The organism is Shigella sp. SIG6, from assembly GCF_053555815.1.
On the sequence record NZ_JBQZXC010000191.1, the window covers coordinates 1 to 4578 of the forward strand.

Below are 4578 nucleotides of genomic sequence, written 5' to 3' on the forward strand. Positions count from 1 at the left end.
CGGCACATTGTCGGCGTTTTTTTTCGGACCTTGTGAGTCATTTTGATTAATGGTAGCGTCGCTTGTCAATGTAAGTTGTTGATACATAATATTTATATATGATTAATCAACGGATGATTCACATGAAGAATGCTAAATTACTGCTGGCGATTGCGACCTCTGCAGCATTACTGACAGGGTGTCAAAATACCCACGGTATTGATACCAATATGGCTATCAGCTCCGGTTTAAATGCCTATAAAGCAGCAACATTAAGCGATGCCGATGCAAAAGCGATTGCCAATCAGGGCTGTGCCGAAATGGACAGCGGCAATCAAGTCGCAAGTAAATCCAGCAAGTACGGTAAACGTCTGGCAAAAATCGCCAAAGCATTGGGTAACAATATTAATGGCACGCCGGTCAACTATAAGGTTTATATGACCAGCGACGTCAACGCATGGGCGATGGCGAACGGCTGTGTTCGTGTCTACAGTGGCCTGATGGACATGATGAATGACAACGAAATTGAAGGTGTTCTGGGCCATGAACTGGGCCACGTCGCGTTGGGTCACTCGCTGGCTGAAATGAAAGCTTCTTATGCGATCGTTGCCGCACGCGATGCCATTTCAGCTACCAGCGGTGTGGCTTCCCAGCTTTCCCGCTCACAATTGGGTGATATCGCAGAAGGCGCTATTAATGCTAAATACTCCCGTGATAAAGAGTCCGAAGCAGATGATTTCTCTTTTGATCTGTTGAAGAAACGTGGCATCAGCACCCAGGGGCTGGTTGGCAGCTTTGAAAAACTGGCTAGCCTGGATGGCGGTCGCACCCAGTCCATGTTTGACTCTCACCCACCATCAACAGAGCGTGCGCAACACATCCGTGATCGTATCGCCTCTGGTAAGTAAATCATTGTCATCTTTCGGGCTGGTCTTCTGCCAGCCCGCTATAATTGCGCAATAAATCCCCATCTGAATACAGACAAAACTGGTTTTTGCACACAACGTTAACGATTTGTGGCGTCGGCGCGTATAATGCGCGCGGTTATGTTAACGGTACGCCTGTTTTAAGGAGATAAAGATGACGGCAATTGCCCCGATTATTACCATTGATGGCCCAAGCGGTGCAGGGAAAGGCACCTTGTGTAAGGCTATGGCGGAAGCGTTGCAATGGCATCTGCTGGACTCGGGTGCAATTTATCGCGTACTGGCATTGGCGGCATTACATCACCATGTTGATGTTGCGTCGGAAGATGCGCTGGTACCGCTGGCATCCCATCTGGATGTACGTTTTGTGTCGACCAATGGCAATCTGGAAGTGATCCTCGAAGGGGAAGATGTCAGCGGCGAAATTCGTACTCAGGAAGTGGCGAATGCGGCTTCACAAGTCGCGGCATTCCCACGCGTTCGTGAAGCATTATTGCGTCGCCAACGCGCGTTTCGCGAATTACCAGGTCTGATTGCCGATGGCCGCGACATGGGAACGGTGGTATTCCCTGATGCACCAGTGAAAATTTTCCTTGACGCCTCCTCGGAAGAACGTGCGCATCGCCGCATGCTACAGTTGCAGGAGAAGGGCTTTAGTGTTAACTTCGAGCGCCTTTTGGCCGAGATCAAAGAACGCGACGACCGCGATCGTAACCGAGCGGTAGCGCCACTGGTTCCGGCAGCCGATGCTTTAGTGTTGGATTCCACCACCTTAAGCATTGAGCAAGTGATTGAAAAAGCGCTACAATACGCGCGCCAGAAATTGGCTCTCGCATAAGCGACCGAATTTGCAGTACCCCCGTTGCAATGGAATGACAGCGGGTATGTTAAACAACCCCATCCGGCATGGAGCCAGGTGGACGTTAAATATAAACCTGAAGATTAAACATGACTGAATCTTTTGCTCAACTCTTTGAAGAGTCCTTAAAAGAAATCGAAACCCGCCCGGGTTCTATCGTTCGTGGCGTTGTTGTTGCTATCGACAAAGACGTAGTACTGGTTGACGCAGGTCTGAAATCTGAGTCCGCCATCCCGGCTGAGCAGTTCAAAAACGCCCAGGGCGAGCTGGAAATCCAGGTAGGTGACGAAGTTGACGTTGCTCTGGACGCAGTAGAAGACGGCTTCGGTGAAACTCTGCTGTCCCGTGAGAAAGCTAAACGTCACGAAGCCTGGATCACGCTGGAAAAAGCTTACGAAGATGCTGAAACTGTTACCGGTGTTATCAACGGCAAAGTTAAGGGCGGCTTCACTGTTGAGCTGAACGGTATTCGTGCGTTCCTGCCAGGTTCTCTGGTAGACGTTCGTCCGGTGCGTGACACTCTGCACCTGGAAGGCAAAGAGCTTGAATTTAAAGTAATCAAGCTGGATCAGAAGCGCAACAACGTTGTTGTTTCTCGTCGTGCCGTTATCGAATCCGAAAACAGCGCAGAGCGCGATCAGCTGCTGGAAAACCTGCAGGAAGGCATGGAAGTTAAAGGTATCGTTAAGAACCTCACTGACTACGGTGCATTCGTTGATCTGGGCGGCGTTGACGGCCTGCTGCACATCACTGACATGGCCTGGAAACGCGTTAAGCATCCGAGCGAAATCGTCAACGTGGGCGACGAAATCACTGTTAAAGTGCTGAAGTTCGACCGCGAACGTACCCGTGTATCCCTGGGCCTGAAACAGCTGGGCGAAGATCCGTGGGTAGCTATCGCTAAACGTTATCCGGAAGGTACCAAACTGACTGGTCGCGTGACCAACCTGACTGACTACGGCTGCTTCGTTGAAATCGAAGAAGGCGTTGAAGGTCTGGTACACGTTTCCGAAATGGATTGGACCAACAAAAACATCCACCCGTCCAAAGTTGTTAACGTTGGCGATGTAGTGGAAGTTATGGTTCTGGATATCGACGAAGAACGTCGTCGTATCTCCCTGGGTCTGAAACAGTGCAAAGCTAACCCGTGGCAGCAGTTCGCGGAAACCCACAACAAGGGCGACCGTGTTGAAGGTAAAATCAAGTCTATCACTGACTTCGGTATCTTCATCGGCCTGGACGGCGGCATCGACGGCCTGGTTCACCTGTCTGACATCTCCTGGAACGTTGCAGGCGAAGAAGCAGTTCGTGAATACAAAAAAGGCGACGAAATCGCTGCAGTTGTTCTGCAGGTTGACGCAGAACGTGAACGTATCTCCCTGGGCGTTAAACAGCTCGCAGAAGATCCGTTCAACAACTGGGTTGCTCTGAACAAGAAAGGCGCTATCGTAACCGGTAAAGTAACTGCAGTTGACGCTAAAGGCGCAACCGTAGAACTGGCTGACGGCGTTGAAGGTTACCTGCGTGCTTCTGAAGCATCCCGTGACCGCGTTGAAGACGCTACCCTGGTTCTGAGCGTTGGCGACGAAGTTGAAGCTAAATTCACCGGCGTTGATCGTAAAAACCGCGCAATCAGCCTGTCTGTTCGTGCGAAAGACGAAGCTGACGAGAAAGATGCAATCGCAACTGTTAACAAACAGGAAGATGCAAACTTCTCCAACAACGCAATGGCTGAAGCTTTCAAAGCAGCTAAAGGCGAGTAATTCTCTGACTCTTCGGGATTTTTATTCCGAAGTTTGTTGAGTTTACTTGACAGATTGCAGGTTTCGTCCTGTAATCAAGCATTAAGGGCGGCTACGGCCGCCCTTAATCAATGCAGCAACAGCAGCCGCTTAATTTGCCTTTAAGGAACCGGAGGAATCATGACCAAGTCAGAATTGATAGAAAGACTTGCCACCCAGCAATCGCACATTCCCGCCAAGACGGTTGAAGATGCAGTAAAAGAGATGCTGGAGCATATGGCCTCGACTCTTGCGCAGGGCGAGCGTATTGAAATCCGCGGTTTCGGCAGTTTCTCTTTGCACTACCGCGCACCACGTACCGGACGTAATCCGAAGACTGGCGATAAAGTAGAACTGGAAGGAAAATACGTTCCTCACTTTAAACCTGGTAAAGAACTGCGCGATCGCGCCAATATTTACGGTTAAGTTTTTACTCAAACTTGAACGCGAGAAAAGCACCTGTCGGGTGCTTTTTTCAATTCTCTAATCAGGAACTGGAAGCTGCCTCGCAGAGTTTTGAGCAGTTTTCACCCTTTCGTTAAATTCTTCTGAATGTGCCTCGGGGAACGCAAAATTCCCACCAGACAACCGCTCAACAAAGTTGCACACTTTCCATAAACAGGGAGGGGGGCATGAAAATAACGACAGTCGGCGTATGCATAATTTGCGGAATTTTTCCGTTGCTGATTTTGCCCCAATTGCCTGGGACATTAACCCTTGCGTTTCTGACTCTCTTCGCCTGCGTACTGGCATTTATCCCTGTTAAAACCGTCCGTTATATCGCGCTGACGTTGCTGTTTTTCGTTTGGGGCATATTATCAGCAAAGCAAATTTTGTGGGCAGGAGAAACCTTAACTGGCGCGACGCAGGATGCAATTGTTGAGATCACTGCAACTGACGGCATGACCACTCATTACGGTCAAATTACTTATCTACAAGGTCGACGTATATTCCCTGCGCCAGGCCTTGTGCTGTATGGCGAATATCTTCCGCAAGCGGTTTGTGCTGGACAACAATGGTCAATGAAACTCAA

At 49.7% G+C, this 4578-nt stretch carries 5 protein-coding genes; all 5 read left to right on the top strand.

All coding sequences use genetic code 11. The features are described from left to right. Positions 1-122: 122 nt before the first annotated feature. Entirely contained in the window at positions 123-887 is a 765-nt protein-coding gene (gene ycaL, locus ACUU1M_RS18845) for a metallopeptidase YcaL (protein WP_005074093.1), read from the top strand. 172 nt (positions 888-1059) lie between these two features. Then, positions 1060-1743: a (d)CMP kinase gene (gene cmk, locus ACUU1M_RS18850; protein WP_000123997.1), complete on the top strand. Its 684-nt coding sequence runs from the start codon at positions 1060-1062 to the stop codon at positions 1741-1743. Between the two features lie 110 nt (positions 1744-1853). Beyond that, entirely contained in the window at positions 1854-3527 is a 1674-nt protein-coding gene (gene rpsA, locus ACUU1M_RS18855; protein WP_000140327.1) for a 30S ribosomal protein S1, read from the top strand. Between the two features lie 159 nt (positions 3528-3686). Next, a complete protein-coding gene (gene ihfB / locus ACUU1M_RS18860) occupies positions 3687-3971 on the top strand; it encodes an integration host factor subunit beta (protein ID WP_000167336.1) in 285 nt (94 codons plus the stop codon). Between the two features lie 206 nt (positions 3972-4177). Then, positions 4178-4578: hypothetical protein (locus ACUU1M_RS18865; RefSeq protein WP_449144737.1), on the top strand; the 401-nt coding region annotated here is incomplete at its 3' end.

Excerpts from the sequence above, each read along its gene's own strand:
- ycaL (WP_005074093.1), top strand. The coding sequence starts at position 123 with ATGAAGAATGCTAAATTACTGCTGGCGATTGCGACCTCTGCAGCATTA.
- cmk (WP_000123997.1), top strand. The coding sequence starts at position 1,060 with ATGACGGCAATTGCCCCGATTATTACCATTGATGGCCCAAGCGGTGCA.
- rpsA (WP_000140327.1), top strand. The coding sequence starts at position 1,854 with ATGACTGAATCTTTTGCTCAACTCTTTGAAGAGTCCTTAAAAGAAATC.
- ihfB (WP_000167336.1), top strand. The coding sequence starts at position 3,687 with ATGACCAAGTCAGAATTGATAGAAAGACTTGCCACCCAGCAATCGCAC.